We start from the raw sequence: 19904 nt of genomic DNA, 5'->3' as shown, positions 1-19904 counted from the left end.
GTTACCCCTCGCTTTTAAGATGGAGGGTGAACATCCAGCGCCCCTGGCTGTCCTGCCGAAGCTCACCCGCCGTTCCGGGCGTAAAACCCGCTATTTGGCCCAGCGCATCGCGCAGAGCAGACAGGGCTGGCAGGGTTATGGCATACCCGGTCAACATCAGAGCAGGAGGCTGATAGCGAAGCTCTGTCAGCCAGACCTGTGAAGGAGTGGCACGGGAAAGGGATTCCAGCACCGGCTGCCATGCGCGTTGTTGACGTGTCTGCGCTGGCTTCTGCGCCTGTGAGGCGAGTTTCTGCCGGGAGGCAAGCGCGTGCTGCACGGTCTGCATTCCCGTCAGCTCCGTTTGCAGCGCGTGCAGCCTCATAACAGGGTTTATCCGCAGGCAGAAAATGACCGCGAACATCAACAGCACGGTGCCGACACACATTGCCCACCAGAAACGCAGGCATCGTGCGCGCCGCTGCTGTCGCCAGGGCAGAAAGTTCATGAGGCTCATCCGGGCACCTCGCTCATGGCCAGCGCCAGCGCAACGGTATAATCAGCGCCGCAGTCCGGTAGCGGGGCATGGCAGCGCTCCAGGATTTCCCACGGGTCACGTCGGCTATCAAACAGCGCGATGTCATCCGGACCAAGCGCCAGCAGCGCCGCCAGCTCGGCCACGCTTTCGGCTTCTGTCGTAAAGCGGCGTCCCCACTGGTGGCGCATCGCCCACAGCCACTGCCGGTCGTCGCGCCAGGCGACGCACGTCGCTGGCGCCACCGCAGGAAGAAGATTCGCCAGCGCGCTGGCATCCGGCGTAATGGCCACCAGCCGCAAACGCAGCGTTTTCGCCAGCGCCAGTAGGGTATCAACCTCGTTGTTTTGCGCGGCGGTCACGTGAAAGGTATTGCTGAAGGTATCCTGCGCGTAATCGAAACAGAGCGTATCGGCAGACATCTCCAGTTCGCGCGCGAGCGCCGCGCCAAGCCATGAGAGCTGCTCGCTGTCACGCAGCGCAACAGTCGGGCGGGGGAGCGTCCGTTGCAGGGTGCGTGCTGCCGGGAAAGAGAGGAACACCCGGTGGTAGTGCGGCAGCGTTTTGCGCCAGTCACGTAACGCATCAACCAGCTGTTCTGGCTGACAAATTTTGCCGTCACGAATGATGCCCTCGGCCAGAGGAATCGCCCACCAGCGGCGCAAGCACCAGCCCGACTTCTCCCGGGCCAAGGCGACGATCTGCACCCTATCCTGTTGAATATGAACGCCCGTTTGCCATGTTTTGAAAGCCATGCTTCACGATCTCCTTATCGCCCGTCGTCTTGACGGCTATATCAATGAATCAGGCTTGCCTTTATACTACCGCGCGATTGTTTAGAAACTGCCCAAGTGAAACCAAATGGGAAATCTCCGGTGAAGTTCGTAAAGTATTTATTCATCCTTGCAGTCTGTTGCATTCTGCTGGGAGCAGGCTCGATTTACGGTTTATACAAATATATTGAGCCACAGCTACCTGATGTCGCCACGCTTCGCGATGTGCGCCTCCAGATCCCGATGCAAGTCTATAGCGCCGATGGCGAGCTGATGGCGCAGTATGGCGAGAAGCGTCGTATTCCGCTGACCTTAAACCAAATCCCCCCCGTGATGGTGAAAGCCTTTATCGCCACGGAGGACAGCCGTTTTTACGAGCACCACGGTGTCGATCCGGTGGGGATTTTCCGTGCCGCGAGCATTGCGTTGTTCTCTGGTCACGCCTCTCAGGGGGCGAGTACCATTACGCAGCAGCTGGCGCGTAACTTCTTCCTCAGCCCTGAAAAGACGCTGATACGCAAGATCAAAGAGGTGTTCCTCGCGATCCGTATTGAGCAGCTGCTGAGCAAAGACGAAATCCTTGAGCTGTACCTCAACAAAATCTACCTGGGTTACCGCGCCTATGGCGTGGGGGCTGCCGCACAGGTGTACTTCGGTAAGCCCGTTGAGCAGCTCACCTTAAGCGAAATGGCAACCATCGCCGGTCTGCCGAAAGCGCCGTCCACGTTTAACCCGCTCTACTCGCTCGATCGCGCCACCGCGCGCCGTAACGTCGTTTTGTCACGTATGCTGAGCGAAGGCTACATCAGCCAGAGCGAGTACGACCAGGCGCGTAACGATGTCATTGACGCTAACTACCACGCCCCTGAAATCGCCTTCGCGTCCCCTTACCTGACCGAAATGGTTCGCCAGGAGATGGTGAATCGCTATGGTGACAAGGCCTACGAAGATGGCTATCGCGTGTACACCACCGTCACCCGTAAGGTCCAGCAGGCGGCTCAGGAAGCGGTGCGGAACAACGTGATGGACTACGATATGCGTCACGGCTATCGCGGCCCGTCAAACGTGCTCTGGAAAGTGGGCGAAAGCGCGTGGGACAGTAAAAAAATCACCAGTACGCTGAAGGCGCTGCCAACCTATGGTCCGCTCCTTCCTGCCGTGGTGACGCAGGCCGATCCTCAGGAAGCCGTTGCGACGCTCGCGGACGGTACTTCCGTCTCGCTGCGTATGGACGGTATCCGCTGGGCGCGTCCTTACCGCTCGGATACGCTGCAGGGCGCAACGCCGCGTAAAGTGACCGATGCCGTCCAGACCGGGCAGCAAATCTGGGTGCGCAAGGTAGGCGAATCCTGGTGGCTGGCACAGGTGCCGGACGTCAACTCAGCCCTGGTCTCTATCAATCCACAGAACGGTGCTATCCTGGCCCTGGTCGGCGGGTTTGATTTCAACCAGAGCAAATTTAACCGCGCTACCCAGGCGCTGCGTCAGGTCGGTTCCAATATCAAACCGTTCCTCTACACGGCAGCGATGGATAAAGGCTTGACCCTAGCCAGCATCCTTAACGACGTGCCAATCTCCCGCTGGGATGCCGGTGCCGGTTCCGACTGGCAGCCGAAGAACTCCCCTGCGGAGTATGCCGGCCCAATTCGTCTCCGTCAGGGCCTGGGACAGTCGAAAAACGTGGTGATGGTGCGCGCCATGCGCGCGATGGGCGTCGACTATGCCGCAGAGTATCTGCAGCGCTTCGGTTTCCCGGCGCAGAACATCGTTCGCACCGAGTCGCTGGCGTTAGGCTCCGCCTCGTTTACGCCGCTTCAGGTCGCACGCGGGTACTCGGTGATGGCTAACGGCGGCTTCCTGATTGACCCGTACTTCATCAGCAAGATCGAGAACGATCAGGGCGGCGTGCTGTTCGAAGCGAAGCCGAAAATTGCCTGCCCTGACTGCGATATTCCGGTGATTTATGGCAATACGCCGAAATCCGAGGTGCTTGAAAACAAGGACATGGAAGACCCTGCCGTGTCTCAGGAGCAGCAGAGCGGCGTCGTGCCGCAGCCGCAGCTTGAGCAGGCTAACCAGTCGCTGGTGGCACAGACCGGCGCGCCGGAGTATGCCCCGCACGTGATCAACACGCCGCTGTCGTTCCTGATCAAAAGCGCGCTGAACACCAACATCTTCGGTGAACCGGGCTGGCAGGGCACAGGCTGGCGCGCAGGGCGCGATTTGCAGCGTCATGACATCGGCGGTAAAACGGGGACAACCAACAGCTCGAAAGACGCGTGGTTCTCCGGCTACGGTCCGGGCGTGGTGACGTCGGTCTGGATCGGTTTCGACGATCACCGCCGTGACTTAGGTCGTACAACGGCCTCCGGCGCGATTAAGGATCAAATTTCCGGCTACGAAGGCGGTGCGAAGAGCGCGCAGCCGGCCTGGGACGCCTACATGAAGTCCGTTCTTGAAGGCGTGCCGGAGCAGCCGTTAACGCCACCGCCAGGCGTGGTGACGGTTAATATCGACCGCAGCACGGGTCAGCTCGCCAACGGCGGTAATAGTCGCGAAGAGTATTTCATCGAGGGCACGCAGCCAACCACGCAGGCGGTGCACGAGGTGGGGACAGAGATTATTGATAACGGCGAGACGCACGAGCTGTTCTGACAACAAAGCAAAACGGCAACCTCTGGTTGCCGTTTTTGTGTTTGCTCTCTCTCCCGTGGGAGAGGGTTGGGGTGAGGGCATCAGGCCACTACAGTCGCCCCTGCCCCTTCAACCACTCCCGTACCAGGAACAGCGCGCTCACGTTGCGAGCCTCATTAAAGTCAGGGTCTTCAAGCAGATCCATCAGGTGCGCTAGCGGCCAGCGAACCTGCGGCAGCGGCTCCGGCTCATCCCCTTCCAGCGATTCAGGATAGAGATCTTCAGCCACCACGATATTCATTTTGCTGGAAAAATAGGACGGCGCCATGCTTAGCTTTTTCAGGAATGAAAGCTCATTCGCACCGAAGCCGACCTCTTCTTTCAGCTCGCGGTTTGCCGCTTCAAAGACGGTTTCACCCGGGTCGATAAGCCCTTTCGAGAACCCAAGCTCGTAAGATTCCGTTCCCACAGCGTATTCGCGGATCAAAATCAGATGATCGTCGACAATGGGAACAATCATCACCGCTTCGCGCGAAGAGGGGCGCATACGTTCATAAACGCGACGCACACCGTTGCTGAACTCCAGGTCCACACTTTCGACATTAAACAGGCGCGATTTGGCGACAGTTTCAACATTCAGAATGGTGGGTTTTTGTAATGGTTTGCTCATCTTGATGGGTCTTAGCAGTGAGAACTGGCGTTATTGTGCGATATGCCGCACGGTTTCGGCAATGTCAATCGTTCTTTATTTACATTTGTGCAACGTATCAGGGATCAATCCTCAATTCAAAACAAATGTCAAGAGGTTGAAATGTTTCCAGGAATTTGCTGATATCGCGCCATAACAGGCTTTGCTATCATCACCGGTCACTGGGATGCGCTTCAGAATGCTCAAGTTCGACTCCATACTTGCCGATAGCCAGCCACAGACTCTCATTCAATGTAAAGGTGCTACTGACTACACCTGTAAGAAGATAAGTAAGATGGGGAAAGCATGAGCACCATTTTGATTGTTCTCGCTGCTATGCTGGCCGGCGCGTTGGTTGCAGGGTGGTTGTACAGGCGCCGCGTACAGCGCCGTTATCGTCTGCCCTTTTTAAACGCATTTGCGGGTGCGAGCACGCGTAAACTCACGCAGGACGAGCGCGATGCGGTTGAAAACTATCTCGAAATCCTGAACCGTACTCAGTTAACGCCTGGGCCAACGGGAGCCACCGCTGCGCCCGTCGCGCTAAAGCTTAATGCGCAAAGTGATACCGTGCTCTGCGTGACGCGCTCCATCACGCGCTATGGCATCACCACTGATGACCCCAACAAATGGCGCTATTACCTTGATTCCGTCGAAGTGCATCTGCCCCCGTCCTGGGAGCAATACATTAATGACGAAAACAGCGTTGAGCTGATTCACACCGATTCGTTGCCTCTGGTAATCACGCTTAACGGCCATACGCTGAATGAATACCTTCAGGAAGCCCCGCGTTTTGCGCTGGAACGCGCGAGTTCAACGCAGGCGTCCATTCGTGGCGAAGAGACAGAGCAGATCGAACTGCTGAACATTCGCCAGGAGACGCATGAAGAGTACGCCCTGAGCCGCCCGGACGGCATCCGTGAAGCCATTCTGATCGTTGCTGCCTTCCTGCTCTTTTTCATCTGCCTGCTGACGCCGGATGTGTTTGTCCCCTGGCTGGCTGGCGGCGCGGTGCTGCTGCTGGCCGGCGGGCTTTGGGGTCTCTTTGCTCCACCGGCTAAAACCTCGTTGCGCGAGATCCACTGCCTGCGCGGTACCCCAAAGCGCTGGGGCCTGTTCGGTGAAAACGATCAGGAGCATCTCAACAATATTTCGCTCGGTATTATCGACCTGATCTACCCGCGCCACTGGCAGCCGTGGATCGCACAGGATTTAGGGCAGAAAACCGATATTGATATCTACCTTGACCGCCACGTTGTGCGTCAGGGGCGCTTCCTGTCTCTGCATGATGAAGTGAAAAATTTCCCGCTTCAGCACTGGCTACGCAGTACGGTCATTGCCGGCGGCGCCGCGCTGGTCTTAGCCATGCTGCTGCTTTTCGTGCCGCTGGATATGCCCATTAAATTCACCCTGTCATGGATCAAAGGGGCGCAAACCATTGAAGCGACAAGCGTCAACAAACTGGATGAAGCCGGTGTACGCGTGGGGGACACGCTGCGCCTGAAGGGAACCGGGATGTGTAATATTCACACCCCGGGGGCGTGGAACACGCGTCAGAGCTCGCCGTTCATGCCGTTCGACTGTTCGCAAATTATCTGGAACGACGCGCCGCCGCTGCCGCTGCCGGAATCCGAAGTGGTGAATAAGGCCACGGCTCTCACCCAGACGGTTAACCGCCAGCTGCACCCGAAACCGGACGATGATTCGCGCGTCAGCCCCGCGCTGCGCTCGGCCATTCAGAAATCAGGCATGGTTCTGCTGGATGATTTTGGTGACATCGTCCTGAAAACGCAGGATTTATGCTCCTCTCAGGATGAGTGCATACGCCTTAAAAACGCCCTGGTAAACCTGGGGAACAGCAAAGACTGGGACTCGCTGGTAAAACGCGCCGAAGCGGGACGACTGGATGGCGTTAACGTGCTGCTGCGTCCGGTGAGCGCGGAATCGCTGGATAACCTGGTCGCCACCTCGACGTCGCCGTTCATGATGCGCGAGACCACCCGTGCGGCTCAGGCGCTGAACAGCCCGGCGCCGGGTGGCTTTGTGATTGCAAGCGATGAAGGCAGCGACCTTGTCGATCAACCCTACCCGCAGGTTGCGCTTTATGACTACCCGGCGCAGGAGCAGTGGAGCCAGTTCCAGCGCCTTGCGCAGATGCTGATGCAAACGCCGTTCAGCGCCGAAGGGATTGTCACGAGTATTTATACCGACGCCAACGGCACTCGCCATATCGGCCTGCACCGGATGCCGGATAGCGCAGGCTTGTGGCGTTACATCGGCACCTCTCTGCTGATGACCGCGATGCTGATCGCCATTTTCTGGAACGGCTTTATGGCCCTGCGCCGCTACCAGCGCTCGCGCACCCGGCTTGCCGACATTCAGCAGTATTATGAAAACTGCCTCAATCCAAAGCTGATCCCCTCGTCTGAGAGCCTGATCTGATAACGTCGTTGCGCGGCAAGATGTGCTACCCTGTCGCGCACGTTTCTTCTGGCTGGAGTTCCCCCTTATGCATCTTGATATCGCCTGGCAGGAGGTAGATACCGTTCTGCTGGATATGGACGGCACGCTGCTCGATCTCGCCTTTGATAACTATTTCTGGCAAACGCTGGTTCCTGAAACCTATGGCGAGCAGCAGGGGATCTCCCCGGCAGAAGCGCAGGCATTCATTCGTTCGCAATATAGCGCGGTGCAACATACGCTAAACTGGTACTGTCTTGACTACTGGAGCGAGCGCCTCGGTTTGGATATTTGTGCCATGACCACCGCCCAGGGGCCGCGCGCCGTTCTGCGCGAGGACACCGTGCCCTTTCTGGATGCGCTGAAAGCGAGCGGCAAGCGCCGTATTTTGTTGACCAACGCGCATCCACATAATCTGGCGGTGAAGCTGGAGCATACCGGTCTGGCGTCGCACCTTGATTTATTACTTTCCACCCACACATTTGGTTATCCGAAAGAGGATCAGCGGTTGTGGCATGCGGTGAAGGAAGAGACGGGTTTGCAGCCAGAACGTACGTTGTTCATTGATGACAGCGAGCCCATTCTGGATTCCGCGGCAAGGTTTGGCATTCGCTACTGTCTGGGCGTGACCAATCCTGACTCTGGCCTGGCTGAAAAAAGCTATATGCGCCACCCTGGACTGAACGACTATCGCCAGATGATCCCCTCACTGACCGTGAAGGAGACGCCATGAAAGAAAAACCCTCTGACGGGGTAAGACTGGATAAATGGCTGTGGGCAGCGCGTTTTTATAAAACACGCGCCCTTGCCCGCGAGATGGTTGACGGCGGAAAAGTGCGTTACAACGGCCAGCGCAGCAAACCGAGCAAGCTGGTTGAGCTGAATGCCACCTTAACGCTGCGTCAGGGCAACGATGAACGTACGGTGGTGATTAAAGCCATTACCGAACAGCGTCGACCTGCAGCGGAAGCCGTACTGCTTTATGAAGAGACGGCGGAGAGCATTGAAAAGCGCGAGAAGACCGCGCTGGCGCGCAAAATGAACGCGCTGACGATGCCCCACCCGGACCGGCGACCGGATAAAAAAGAGCGTCGCGATCTGATGAAATTTAAACACGGTGAGACTGATTAACCTCACCCGCACGAGAGATGAAAATGGCCCAACACGACCAATTACACCGCTATCTGTTTGAACAATTCGCCGTGCGCGGCGAGCTGGTCACCGTATCCGAAACCTGGAAACAGATTCTGGAAAACCACAACTACCCGCTGCCGGTGAAGACCCTGTTGGGCGAACTGCTGGTTGCCACCAGCCTGCTGACGGCGACGCTGAAGTTTGCCGGTGATATCACCGTGCAGCTGCAGGGTGACGGCCCGATGACGCTGGCGGTGATCAACGGCAATAACCAGCAGCAGATGCGCGGCGTGGCGCGCGTTCAGGGCGACGTGCCTGAAAATGCAGACCTCAAAACGCTGGTGGGTAATGGCTACCTGGTGATCACCATCTCCCCTGAGGAAGGTGAGCGCTATCAGGGCGTGGTGGGTCTGGAAGGCGATACCCTGGCAGCCTGCCTGGAAGATTACTTCATGCGTTCTGAACAGCTGCCGACGCGTCTCTTCATCCGCACCGGTGAAGTGGGCGGTCAGCCTGCTGCGGGCGGTATGCTGCTGCAGGTTCTGCCTGCGCAGGACGCACAGACCAATGACTTTGAGCACCTGGCGACGCTGACCGAAACCATCAAAGCGGAAGAGCTGTTCAACCTGTCGGCGACCGACGTGCTGTGGCGTCTGTACCACGAAGAAGAAGTGACGGTTTACGATCCGCAGTCCGTGGAATTTAAGTGCACCTGCTCACGCGAGCGCTGTGCTGGCGCGCTGAAAACCCTGCCGGATGAAGAGATCGACAGCATCATGGCGGAAGACGGCGAAATCGATATGCACTGTGACTACTGCGGTACGCACTACGTGTTCAATTCGATGGATATCGCTGAGATCCGCAATAACGCCTCCCCGGCGGATCCGCAGGTTCACTAAACCTCTTTCCCCTCACCCTAACCCTCTCCCCAAAGGGGAGAGGGAACTTGAACCCCCTCTCCCCTTTGGGGAGAGGGCTGGGGTGAGGGGTAAAAAACTCCCCCCAAGCTGAATCGTTTTCCTTATGTAACTCTTACGTAATTTTCTTACGTGTATGCGATTACATTCACATTCTTTCCGATAAAATCACCACTCTTTAACCTTTTCGGAACATTTTCCACAACCAAAAAGCGATTCCTGCGATAATCCGCCTGCGCTGTGACTGGAGTCGCAGCGTTTTCCGTTAGTAAGGGTTTTGTCCAGATGCGTAAATCTATGAGCCCCGTCGCGGTTAACAACCTCAGAAAAACCCTACAATTTCAGGCAGTACATATTGGCTAAGGAGCAGTGATATGCGTGTTACTGGTTTAACCCCGCAAGATCTCAAGGCTTATGGTATTCACGACGTCCAGGAAATCGTCTACAACCCCGACTACGATACGCTGTATCAGGAAGAGCTCAATCCAGCACTGGAAGGATACGAGCGTGGTGTGTTGACGAATCTTGGTGCTATCGCCGTCGATACCGGTATTTTTACCGGTCGTTCGCCGAAAGATAAGTATATCGTCCGAGACGAAACCACCCGCGATACGCTGTGGTGGGCTGACAAGGGCAAAGGGAAGAACGACAACAAACCGCTCTCCCCGGAAACCTGGCAGCACCTGAAAGGGCTCGTCACCCATCAACTTTCCGGCAAGCGTCTGTTCATTGTCGACGCTTTCTGCGGCGCTAACGCCGATACCCGTCTCTCCGTGCGTTTTATCACTGAAGTGGCCTGGCAGGCGCATTTTGTGAAAAACATGTTTATTCGTCCAACCGACGAAGAGCTGCAGGATTTCACCCCGGATTTCATCGTGATGAACGGTGCGAAATGCACGAACCCACAGTGGAAAGAGCAGGGTCTGAACTCCGAAAACTTTGTGGCCTTCAACCTGACCGAGCGTATCCAGCTGATAGGCGGTACCTGGTACGGCGGCGAAATGAAGAAAGGGATGTTCTCGGTCATGAACTACCTGCTGCCGCTGCGGGGCATCGCCTCCATGCACTGCTCGGCTAACGTCGGTGAAAAAGGCGACGTGGCGGTATTCTTCGGCCTGTCCGGCACCGGGAAAACCACCCTGTCCACCGATCCAAAACGTCGCCTGATTGGCGATGACGAACACGGCTGGGATGACGACGGCGTGTTCAACTTTGAAGGCGGCTGCTACGCGAAGACCATTCGCCTGTCTGAAGAGGCCGAGCCTGATATCTTCCACGCGATCCGTCGCGATGCGCTGCTGGAAAACGTCACCGTGCGTGCCGACGGCTCCATCGACTTCGACGATGCGTCGAAAACGGAAAACACCCGCGTTTCTTACCCGATCTACCACATCGACAATATCGTGAAGCCGGTGTCAAAAGCGGGTCATGCCACGAAGGTCATTTTCCTGACCGCGGATGCGTTCGGCGTGCTGCCTCCGGTGTCTCGCCTGACGGCCAGCCAGACGCAGTACCACTTCCTCTCCGGTTTTACCGCCAAGCTGGCGGGTACCGAGCGTGGCGTGACGGAGCCAACCCCAACCTTCTCCGCCTGCTTCGGCGCGGCCTTCCTGTCGCTGCACCCGACGCAGTACGCTGAAGTGCTGGTGAAACGCATGCAGGCATCCGGCGCGCAGGCATACCTGGTGAACACCGGCTGGAACGGTACCGGCAAACGTATCTCCATCAAAGATACCCGCGCGATTATCGACGCCATTCTGGATGGTTCTCTGGACGACGCCGAAACCTTTACGCTGCCGATGTTTGACCTGGCGATCCCAACGTCGCTGCCGGGTGTGGATACGCATATCCTCGACCCGCGCAACACGTACGGTTCTCCGGAGCAGTGGCGCGAGAAAGCGGAATCGCTGGCGAAGCTGTTTATCGAGAACTTCGAGAAGTATACCGATACCCCGGCGGGTGCTGCGCTGGTGAGCGCGGGACCGAAGCTGTAGGTCAAAGCAAAAAGGCAACGAAAGTTGCCTTTTTTATTGTTTTCTCCCTCTCCCGTGGGAGAGGGCCGGGGTGAGGGCATCAGGCCGCACCTTTTTTTAACCCTCTTTCACCTGCCCCCGCGTCACCGGTACCGGCAGCCAGGCGCGAATGCTCAGCCCACCCCGCTCGCTGGTGCCAATCTCCAGCAGTCCGTTGTGGTTATCGATAATACGCTGAACAATTGCCAGGCCTAAGCCCGTGCCGCTGGTGCTGCGCGCGCTGTCGCCGCGCACAAACGGCTGGAACAGATGCTTACGCTGCTCGGGCTTGATGCCCGGACCGTCGTCTTCCACCTGGAACCAGGCGCGGTTGAGTTCAGACCCGCTGCTGACTTTAATCCAGCCATTGCCGTAGCGCGCCGCGTTGACCACCATATTCGCCACTGCACGTTTGATGGAGAGCGGGTGCATGCGTACCTGAATTTCACCCGCCTGCAGGTCGGTATCAATCTCGCGCTCGTAGCCGCTTTCCGCCGCCACCACTTCGCCCAGCACCGCGTTCAGATCCGCCATCTCCATTGGCATCTCTTGCCCGGTGCGCAGGTAGTCGATGAACTGCTCGATGATGGCATTACACTCTTCGATGTCCTTGTTAATGGACTCGGCGAGATAACCGTCCTCTTCCCCCATCATCTCAGTTGCCAGACGAATACGCGTTAGCGGCGTGCGAAGGTCATGGCTGACGCCCGCCATCAGCAGCGTACGATCGTCCGCCAGCTGCTTCACGCCTGCCGCCATATGGTTAAACGCGCGCGTCACCGAACGGACTTCCGAGGCGCCATACTCGCGCAGCGGAGGTGGAATAATCCCTTTACCGACCTGCAGCGCAGCGTGCTCCAGGTCGACCAGCGGTCGGTTCTGTATACGGATAAATAGCCACGCGCCGCCTATCGCCAGCAGCATAATCGCCAGGGTGTAGCGGAACAGCGGCGAGAAGTCGCCCTGATGGATTTCGGTCAGCGGGACGCGCACCCAGATATTGGGTGACAGCCAGGTTTTCAGCCAGACGACGGGCGAGCTTTTGTTGACCTCAACGCGTACTTCCGTTGGGCCGCCCAGCTGCTGCGCCATCTGCTGGCTGAGGAATTCGTAGTGCTGCGCCCAGCGCAGGCCAGCGTCTTCCGCCGCTTCGTTGGAGTAGAGCGAAATGCCCAGCTCACGGTAGATTTCACGGCGAAACGCCGGGGGAACGACGAGCTGCGTGCCGTCCTCCAGCTGCAGTTTGTCGGTCATCAGCATACGGACTTCGTAGGCCAGGACCTTATTAAACTGCTGGAGGCTCGGCAGGATCGCAAAGTTCAGCACCACCAGATAGGTCGTCACCAGGCTGACGAACAGCAGGGTGACGATCAGCAACAGGGTGCGGGCAAACGAGCTACGCGGCGAGAAGCGCATTCGCCTCATGCTTTAGAGCCGTCCGGGACGAACACGTAGCCCAGACCCCATACGGTCTGAATATAACGAGGATGCGCAGGATCTTCTTCCACCATGCGGCGCAGGCGGGAGATCTGCACGTCAATGGAGCGTTCCATTGCGGAGTATTCGCGACCGCGTGCCAGGTTCATCAGCTTGTCACGGGAAAGCGGTTCACGCGGGTGGCTGACCAGCGCTTTCAGAACCGCAAACTCGCCGCTGGTGAGCGGCATTGGCTCATCTTCACGGAACATCTCGCGCGTGCCGAGGTTCAGCTTGAACTTGCCGAAGGCAATGACGGCTTCTTCCTGCGACGGTGCGCCAGGCAGTTCGTTCGCCTGACGGCGCAGCACAGCGCGAATACGCGCCAGCAGTTCACGCGGGTTAAACGGTTTTGGAATGTAGTCATCTGCGCCGATTTCGAGGCCGACGATACGGTCAACTTCCTCACCCTTCGCCGTCACCATAATGATCGGCATCGGGTTGCTCTGGCTGCGCAGACGGCGGCAAATAGAAAGCCCGTCTTCGCCAGGCAGCATCAGGTCGAGAACCATCAGGTGGAAAGATTCACGGGTCAGCAGACGGTCCATCTGCTCAGCGTTCGCGACGCTACGAACCTGGAAGCCCTGCTCGGTCAGATAACGCTCCAGCAGCGCGCGCAGGCGCATGTCGTCATCCACGACCAGAATTTTGTAGTTCTCTTGCATTGTGTGTACTCCCAAAGGTTCGGATAGTCTTTGTAACAGCGTATTCTAAAAAAGTGCACGTATTCGACCAGTTAATTCTGGTATAAATTCTAGTCGAAATTGTTACAAAGCATATTTAACAGCAGCTTATCTGCTCATTTCATCACATAAATCATTATTAATCCTGTCTGTTACACTGTGCGGTACGTATTGTGCGCAAGACAGTTAACCGGCAGGCAGCAAAGGCTTTACCATGAAAACGCCCCTGATCACCCGCGAAGGGTACGAAAAGCTCAAAAAAGAGATGGATTACCTCTGGCGCGAAGAGCGTCCTGAAGTAACCAAAAAGGTGACCTGGGCGGCAAGCCTGGGCGATCGCAGCGAAAACGCTGACTACCAGTACAACAAAAAGCGGCTGCGCGAAATTGACCGCCGGGTTCGCTATCTGACGAAGTGTCTCGAGAATCTCAAAATTGTCGATTACTCCCCGCAGCAGGAGGGCAAAGTGTTCTTCGGCGCGTGGGTGGAAATTGAAAACGACGATGGCGACACTCTGCGTTTTCGCATTGTCGGCTACGATGAAATTTTTGGTCGTAAGGACTACATCTCCATCGACTCCCCGATGGCTCGCGCGCTGCTGAAAAAGGAAGTGGGCGATCTGGCCGTCGTTCAGACTCCAGCCGGTGAAGCCAGCTGGTACGTCAATGAGATCGTCTACGTAAAATAGTCCGAGAGCGCCCTCCCCGGCTGGCATTTTGCCGTGTCAGCCCGTATAACTATCCCCTGATTTTTCGACTCAACAGATGATAAAGCCATGATGAAAGATTCGCTCTGCCGCATTATTGCGGGTGATATTCAGGCCAGAGCCGAACAGGTAGAAGCTGCCGTTCGCCTGCTTGATGAAGGGAACACCGTGCCGTTTATTGCACGCTATCGTAAGGAAGTCACCGGCGGTCTGGATGACACGCAGCTGCGTAACCTGGAGACCCGTCTGGGCTATCTGCGCGAGCTGGAAGAACGTCGTCAGGCGATCCTCAAATCCATAGGCGAACAGGGCAAGCTGACCAGCGAGCTTGAAAGCGCCATCAACGGCACCCTGAGCAAAACCGAACTCGAAGATCTCTATCTGCCGTATAAACCGAAGCGCCGCACGCGCGGGCAGATTGCGATTGAAGCGGGTCTTGAGCCGCTGGCCGACCTGCTGTGGAACGAGCCGTCCCACGATCCGGAAACCGAAGCTGCCAAATTTATCGACGCCGACAAAGGCGTAGCGGACACCAAGGCCGCCCTCGACGGCGCGCGCTACATTCTGATGGAGCGCTTCGCCGAAGAGGCCGCCCTGCTCGCTAAAGTGCGTGATTACCTGTGGAAGAATGCCCACATCGTCTCTACCGTCGTCGCGGGTAAAGAGGAAGAAGGCGCGAAATTCCGCGACTACTTCGATCACCACGAACCGATTTCTACCGCCCCTTCACACCGCGCGCTGGCGATGTTCCGCGGCCGCAACGAAGGCGTACTCCAGCTCTCCCTGAACGCCGACCCGCAGTTTGACGAGCCGCCGAAAGAGAGCCACTGCGAGCAGATCATTATCGACCATCTCGGCCTGCGCCTGAACAACGCCCCGGCGGACAGCTGGCGCAAAGGCGTGGTGAGCTGGACCTGGCGCATCAAGGTGCTGATGCACCTCGAAACCGAGCTGATGGGCACCGTGCGCGAGCGCGCCGAAGATGAAGCGATTAACGTCTTCGCCCGTAACCTGCACGACCTGCTGATGGCCGCCCCTGCCGGCCTGCGCGCGACCATGGGTCTCGATCCGGGCCTGCGTACCGGCGTGAAGGTCGCTGTGGTTGACGGCACCGGCAAGCTGGTGGCGACCGATACCATCTATCCGCACACCGGCCAGGCAGCGAAAGCGGCCGTCGTGGTAGCGGCGCTGTGCGAAAAATACAACGTGGAGCTGGTTGCTATCGGCAACGGTACGGCCTCACGCGAAACCGAGCGTTTCTACCTCGACGTGCAGAAGCAGTTCCCGAAAGTGACGGCGCAGAAAGTAATCGTCAGCGAAGCGGGAGCATCCGTCTATTCCGCGTCCGAGCTGGCGGCCCAGGAGTTCCCGGACCTGGACGTTTCCCTGCGCGGTGCGGTCTCTATCGCACGCCGCCTGCAGGATCCGCTGGCGGAGCTGGTGAAGATCGACCCGAAATCCATCGGCGTGGGCCAGTATCAGCACGACGTGAGCCAGACTCAGCTGGCGCGCAAGCTGGATGCGGTGGTGGAAGACTGCGTAAACGCCGTCGGCGTTGACCTGAACACCGCTTCCGTTCCCCTGCTGACCCGCGTGGCGGGCTTAACCCGCATGATGGCGCAGAACATCGTCGCCTGGCGTGATGAGAACGGCCAGTTCCAGAACCGTCAGCAGCTGCTGAAGGTGAGCCGTCTGGGGCCAAAAGCCTTTGAGCAGTGTGCGGGCTTCCTGCGCATCAACCACGGCGATAACCCGCTGGATGCCTCCACCGTTCACCCGGAAGCGTACCCGGTTGTGGAGCGCATTCTGGCCGCCACCCAGCAGGCGCTGAAAGATCTTATGGGTGACAGCAGCGCCCTGCGCAACCTGAAAGCCGTTGATTTCACCGACGACAAATTTGGTGTTCCCACCGTTACCGACATCATCAAAGAGCTGGAAAAGCCGGGCCGCGATCCGCGCCCTGAGTTCAAAACGGCGACCTTTGCTGACGGCGTGGAAACCATGAACGACCTGCTGCCCGGCATGGTGCTGGAAGGCGCGGTGACCAACGTCACCAACTTTGGCGCGTTTGTGGATATCGGCGTGCATCAGGACGGTCTGGTGCATATCTCTTCCCTTGCCGACAAGTTCATTGAAGACCCGCACACCGTGGTTAAAGCGGGTGACATCGTGAAGGTGAAAGTGCTGGAAGTGGATTTGCAGCGCAAGCGTATCGCGCTGACCATGCGTCTGGACGAGCAGCCGGGCGACACCAGCGCGCGCCGCGGCGGCAATGGCGGTGGCCGCGAGCAGCAGCGCCCGGCCACGAAAGCGGCAAAACCGCGCGGACGTGACGCTCAGCCTGCTGGCAACAGCGCGATGATGGATGCGCTGGCGGCAGCGATGGGTAAGAAACGCTAAGGTTGCAATGCCCCTCACCCTAACCCTCTCCCCAAAAGGGAGAGGGGATCGCACGGTGCGGTCTTTCCCCCTCGTCCTCATGGGTGGGGGGAATAAAATCATATCGAAATATATGAAACCGATTGCATAGCCATATTTAAACCACGAATTATCACCCCGTTAACAAATACTCCCCTTTTTGTTTTCCAGGCAATTCAGCAAATATTGAGCCAAGTCAAACAGGCCGTAAATTAATACCGTAAACAACATTCCGTCACAGTTTTAATATTGCTGATAAAAACTATTCTCATTATCATCCCATAGTAGATAATTTAACCTTTCGTGGAATCAGGCGTTATGCAATTCACTCCAGACAGTGCATGGAAGATTACCGGTTTTACCCGCGAAATTAGCCCGGCCTATCGGCAAAAGCTGCTGTCGCTGGGCATGCTGCCCGGCTCGTCATTCCAGGTCGTGCGCGTGGCGCCGCTGGGCGATCCGGTTCATATCGAAACCCGCCGCGTGAATCTGGTGCTGCGTAAGAAAGACCTCGCGTTAATAGAAGTCGAAGCCTTATCCCGATAACAAGCCAGCGGTTTCAGTGAGTCTAAAAAAATGAAAAAGTTAACTATTGGCTTAATTGGCAATCCTAATTCCGGCAAGACGACGCTTTTTAACCAGCTGACCGGAGCCCGCCAGCGCGTGGGCAACTGGGCGGGCGTGACGGTTGAGCGTAAAGAGGGCCAGTTCACGACAACGGACAACCAGGTGACGCTGGTTGACCTTCCCGGCACCTACTCCTTAACCACCATTTCGTCGCAAACCTCGCTCGATGAGCAGATTGCCTGCCACTATATTCTTGGCGGCGACGCGGACCTGCTGATCAACGTGGTCGACGCTTCCAATCTCGAACGTAACCTTTATCTGACGCTGCAGCTGCTGGAGCTGGGCATCCCCTGCATCGTGGCGCTCAACATGCTCGACATTGCGGAGAAACAAAAGCTTCGTATCGACGTCGATGCCCTCTCCGCGCGCCTGGGTTGCCCGGTCGTTCCGCTGGTCTCGACGCGCGCTCGCGGTATTGATGCGCTGAAGCTGGCCATTGACCGTCACCAGGGAAATCATGACATTGAGCTGGTGCATTACGCGCAGCCTCTCCTGCGCGAAGCCAATGTGCTGGCGCAGGAGATGGACAAAAGCATGCCTGCGAAACAGCGCCTGTGGCTCGGCCTGCAGATGCTGGAAGGGGATATCTACAGCCGCGCTTACGCCGGGCATGCGGCTGATAAGCTGGACGCGACGGTGGCCCGTCTTAGCGACGAGCTGGACGACCCGGCGCTGCACATCGCCGATGCGCGTTACCAGGCCATCGCCTCGATTTGCGACGTTGTCAGTAACGCGCTGACGGCAGAGCCCAGCCGCTTTACGGCAGCGGTGGATAAAGTTGTGCTTAACCGCTTCCTCGGTTTGCCCATCTTCCTGCTGGTGATGTACGTGATGTTCCTGCTCGCCATTAACATCGGCGGCGCACTCCAGCCTATTTTCGACGCCGGTTCCGTCGCGGTCTTCGTCCACGGAATTCAGTGGGTGGGTTACACCCTGCACTTCCCGGAATGGTTAACCATCTTCCTTGCACAGGGGATCGGCGGCGGTATCAACACCGTTCTGCCTCTGGTGCCGCAGATCGGCATGATGTATCTGTTCCTCTCGTTCCTGGAAGATTCCGGCTACATGGCGCGCGCCGCGTTCGTGATGGATCGTCTGATGCAGGCGCTGGGTCTGCCGGGTAAATCCTTCGTCCCGCTGATTGTCGGCTTCGGCTGTAACGTACCGTCGGTGATGGGCGCACGCACCCTGGATGCGCCACGTGAACGTCTGATGACCATCATGATGGCGCCGTTTATGTCCTGCGGTGCCCGTCTGGCCATCTTTGCGGTCTTTGCCGCAGCCTTCTTTGGTCAGCAGGGCGCGCTGGCGGTCTTCTCGCTGTATGTGCTGGGCATCGTGATGGCTATTCTTACCGGTTTAATGCTGAAGCACACCATCATGCGCGGTGAAGCGTCGCCGTTTGTGATGGAGCTGCCGGTGTATCACGTGCCGCATCTGAAAAGCCTGGCGATCCAGACCTGGCAGCGCCTGAAGGGCTTTGTGCTGCGCGCCGGTAAGGTGATTGTCATCGTCAGCATTTTCCTGAGCGCGCTGAACAGCTTCACCCTCAGCGGGCAGGCGGCAGATAACATCAACGACTCTGCCCTCGCCTCCGTCAGCCGCGTCATCACGCCGGTCTTCAAACCGATTGGCGTGCATGAGGATAACTGGCAGGCGACCGTCGGGCTGTTCACCGGCGCGATGGCGAAAGAGGTGGTTGTCGGCACCCTGAACACGCTTTACACCGCAGAGAACATTCAGGAACAGGAATTTAATCCGGCAGAGTTTCATCTCGGTCATGAACTGCTGGGTGCCGTAGAGGAGACCTGGCAGAGCCTGAAAGATACCTTCAGCCTGAGCGTGCTGGCGAACCCTATTGAGGCCAGCAAAGGTGACGGAGAAATGGCAACAGGTGCCATGGGCGTGATGGGCGAGAAATTTGGCAGCGCGTCCGCGGCCTACAGCTACCTCATCTTTGTTCTGCTCTACATTCCGTGCATCTCCGTGATGGGGGCGATTGCCCGCGAGTCCAGCCGCGGCTGGATGGGCTTCTCAATCCTGTGGGGGTTAAACATTGCGTACTCGCTGTCGACGCTCTTTTATCAAACCGTTAATTTCAGCCAACATCCGCGCTACAGCCTGGTCTGCATTCTCGCGGTTGTGCTGTTTAACGTGATAGTGCTCGGTTTGCTGCGGCGTGCGCGCAGCCGCGTCGACATCGACCTGCTGGCAAACCGTAAAACCGCCGCGACCTGCTGCAGCAGCCCGGCGGGCGACTGTCACTAAGGAGCAAACCATGGCATCGTTGATTCAGGTTCGTGACCTGCTGGCACTGCAAGGGCGAATGGAGGCGAAACAGCTGAGCCTCAGCCTGCATACGCCGCAGCCGATGATCGATGCCATGCTGGAAAGACTGGAAGCCATGGGGAAAGCCGTGCGGATTCAGGAAGAAGCGGACGGTTGTCTCTCCGGCAGTTGTAAAAGCTGTCCGGAAGGAAAGGCCTGCCTCAGGGAGTGGTGGACGCTGCGTTAACAAAGCCGGGCATCGCTGCCCGGCTTTATCGTATTACTTGTAGACGTCCGCCGTTGCGCGTACGTTTTTGGTCTGTTTTTCTGCACTGGTGACGACGTAGTACGTTCCGCCCAGCTCATCCGCTTTCTTCGACAGCTCTCTGCGAGCATCCATCGGCGCGGTGGTGTCAGACGTAGAAATCTCACCAATTTTCGTCAGATTCATGCTGGCAACTTTATCTTTTTCCAGCTCTTTTGCCGCAAAGACGCCAAATGACAGTGACCCAATAACCAGAGAAGTGACAATACCTGTAACAAGTTTCATAGCCTGACTCTCCATAGGATTGTTTTTTTGATTATCGTAGGCAG

The 19904-nt window shown here is 57.4% G+C and carries 17 protein-coding genes; 11 read left to right on the top strand and 6 right to left on the bottom strand.

The window, feature by feature from the left end:
- Position 1: 1 nt before the first annotated feature.
- Positions 2-496 (bottom strand): PilN domain-containing protein, encoded by a 495-nt coding sequence (locus USF70_RS16720; RefSeq protein WP_320735829.1) that lies wholly within the window; start codon positions 494-496, stop codon positions 2-4.
- Positions 493-1269 carry a pilus assembly protein PilM gene (pilM, locus tag USF70_RS16715; protein WP_320735828.1) on the bottom strand — a complete coding sequence of 259 codons (777 nt, stop codon included), beginning with the start codon at positions 1267-1269 and terminating at the stop codon, positions 493-495. Before pilM ends, USF70_RS16720 begins: the two co-directional genes overlap by 4 nt.
- Positions 1270-1389: 120 nt before the next feature.
- Here pilM and mrcA point away from each other — a divergent pair, with 120 nt between their 5' ends.
- Positions 1390-3942: a peptidoglycan glycosyltransferase/peptidoglycan DD-transpeptidase MrcA gene (mrcA, locus tag USF70_RS16710; protein WP_094934889.1), complete on the top strand. Its 2553-nt coding sequence runs from the start codon at positions 1390-1392 to the stop codon at positions 3940-3942.
- An 88-nt stretch (positions 3943-4030) separates the two neighbouring features.
- On the opposite strand, the gene nudE is transcribed toward mrcA, so the two are convergent.
- On the bottom strand, positions 4031-4591 hold the full coding sequence (gene nudE, locus USF70_RS16705; protein WP_008503041.1) for an ADP compounds hydrolase NudE: 561 nt from the start codon (positions 4589-4591) through the stop codon (positions 4031-4033).
- Between the two features lie 324 nt (positions 4592-4915).
- On the opposite strand from nudE, the gene USF70_RS16700 reads away from it, so the two are divergent.
- The 5 genes from USF70_RS16700 to pckA all read left to right on the top strand — a co-directional run bounded on the left by USF70_RS16700 (position 4916) and on the right by pckA (position 11114).
- Complete coding sequence (locus tag USF70_RS16700; protein WP_033146817.1) at positions 4916-7051, top strand: intracellular growth attenuator family protein; 2136 nt, start codon at positions 4916-4918, stop codon at positions 7049-7051.
- A 67-nt stretch (positions 7052-7118) separates the two neighbouring features.
- Positions 7119-7802, top strand: coding sequence for a GMP/IMP nucleotidase (gene yrfG / locus USF70_RS16695; protein ID WP_033146818.1), 684 nt, complete (start codon positions 7119-7121; stop codon positions 7800-7802).
- A complete protein-coding gene (gene hslR, locus USF70_RS16690) occupies positions 7799-8200 on the top strand; it encodes a ribosome-associated heat shock protein Hsp15 (RefSeq protein WP_320735827.1) in 402 nt (133 codons plus the stop codon). Before yrfG ends, hslR begins: the two co-directional genes overlap by 4 nt.
- Before the next feature lie 17 nt (positions 8201-8217).
- Entirely contained in the window at positions 8218-9102 is an 885-nt protein-coding gene (gene hslO / locus USF70_RS16685; RefSeq protein ID WP_120785278.1) for an Hsp33 family molecular chaperone HslO, read from the top strand.
- Between the two features lie 392 nt (positions 9103-9494).
- Positions 9495-11114 (top strand): phosphoenolpyruvate carboxykinase (ATP), encoded by a 1620-nt coding sequence (gene pckA, locus USF70_RS16680; RefSeq protein ID WP_023309493.1) that lies wholly within the window; start codon positions 9495-9497, stop codon positions 11112-11114.
- Positions 11115-11210: 96 nt separating this feature from the next.
- Here pckA and envZ read toward each other — a convergent pair whose 3' ends face one another.
- Together envZ and ompR are read right to left on the bottom strand one after the other, a co-directional pair.
- Positions 11211-12557: a two-component system sensor histidine kinase EnvZ gene (envZ, locus tag USF70_RS16675; RefSeq protein WP_010436407.1), complete on the bottom strand. Its 1347-nt coding sequence runs from the start codon at positions 12555-12557 to the stop codon at positions 11211-11213.
- Positions 12554-13273, bottom strand: coding sequence for a two-component system response regulator OmpR (gene ompR, locus USF70_RS16670; RefSeq protein WP_001157751.1), 720 nt, complete (start codon positions 13271-13273; stop codon positions 12554-12556). Before ompR ends, envZ begins: the two co-directional genes overlap by 4 nt.
- A gap of 232 nt (positions 13274-13505) precedes the next feature.
- Between ompR and greB the strand changes: the two genes are divergently transcribed.
- The 5 genes from greB (at position 13506) to feoC (ending at position 19557) form a co-directional block, all read left to right on the top strand.
- Positions 13506-13979: a transcription elongation factor GreB gene (gene greB / locus USF70_RS16665; RefSeq protein ID WP_014885539.1), complete on the top strand. Its 474-nt coding sequence runs from the start codon at positions 13506-13508 to the stop codon at positions 13977-13979.
- An 87-nt stretch (positions 13980-14066) separates the two neighbouring features.
- Positions 14067-16397, top strand: coding sequence for a Tex family protein (locus USF70_RS16660; protein ID WP_320735826.1), 2331 nt, complete (start codon positions 14067-14069; stop codon positions 16395-16397).
- A 336-nt stretch (positions 16398-16733) separates the two neighbouring features.
- Positions 16734-16961 carry a ferrous iron transporter A gene (gene feoA, locus USF70_RS16655; protein WP_008503050.1) on the top strand — a complete coding sequence of 76 codons (228 nt, stop codon included), beginning with the start codon at positions 16734-16736 and terminating at the stop codon, positions 16959-16961.
- A 30-nt stretch (positions 16962-16991) separates the two neighbouring features.
- Positions 16992-19310 carry a Fe(2+) transporter permease subunit FeoB gene (gene feoB / locus USF70_RS16650; protein ID WP_033146822.1) on the top strand — a complete coding sequence of 773 codons (2319 nt, stop codon included), beginning with the start codon at positions 16992-16994 and terminating at the stop codon, positions 19308-19310.
- Between the two features lie 10 nt (positions 19311-19320).
- Positions 19321-19557: a [Fe-S]-dependent transcriptional repressor FeoC gene (gene feoC, locus USF70_RS16645; RefSeq protein ID WP_048976275.1), complete on the top strand. Its 237-nt coding sequence runs from the start codon at positions 19321-19323 to the stop codon at positions 19555-19557.
- Positions 19558-19590: 33 nt separating this feature from the next.
- On the opposite strand, the gene USF70_RS16640 is transcribed toward feoC, so the two are convergent.
- Complete coding sequence (locus USF70_RS16640) at positions 19591-19860, bottom strand: YdgH/BhsA/McbA-like domain containing protein (RefSeq protein WP_048976276.1); 270 nt, start codon at positions 19858-19860, stop codon at positions 19591-19593.
- Between the last annotated feature and the right edge of the window lie 44 nt (positions 19861-19904).

This window comes from Enterobacter sp. 237C8 (assembly GCF_034106865.1).
Taxonomy (GTDB): Bacteria; Pseudomonadota; Gammaproteobacteria; order Enterobacterales; family Enterobacteriaceae; genus Enterobacter; species Enterobacter asburiae_B.
This window is presented reverse-complemented; position numbering and strand designations above follow the sequence as displayed.